Raw genomic sequence first — 395 nt, 5'->3', positions numbered from 1 at the left:
GCTCCCGGGCGAACGCCGCGAAGGCCTCGGGGTCCGTGTCCAGGAACGCGGCGGCCTGCCGGTCGCGTTGCTCCGCGGAGAGTCCGCCGTCCGCGCCGCTGCCCTCGGGGGCGGGCTTGGGCTTCGGCAGCAGCTTGACGAGCGTGCCGAGCACGCCCATGCCGCGTCGGCGGACCAGCCCGCCGAGCGGGCTCATGAGCAACGACAGCGGGCCGCCCGTGGGTTCGGGTGCGGTGTCCATGAGGATGAGCGAGCGCACCCGGTCGGGGTGGGCGAGTGCGTACCGCTGCGCGACCACGCCGCCCATCGAGTGGCCGAGCAGGTCGACCGGCCCGAGGCCGAGCGCGTCCAGGCAGGCGTGCAGGTCCGCTTCCAGCGCGTCGAACGTATAGGCG

The 395-nt window shown here is 74.9% G+C and carries 1 protein-coding gene; it reads right to left on the bottom strand.

The features are described from left to right. The coding region (locus tag AC1DSF_RS31200; RefSeq protein WP_478184179.1) for an alpha/beta hydrolase at positions 1-395 on the bottom strand (395 nt) is incomplete at both ends.

This window comes from Variovorax sp. 01N429, assembly GCF_056399425.1.
Note: the sequence above shows the minus strand (reverse complement) of the source record. Positions and strands in the feature narration are given on the sequence as shown.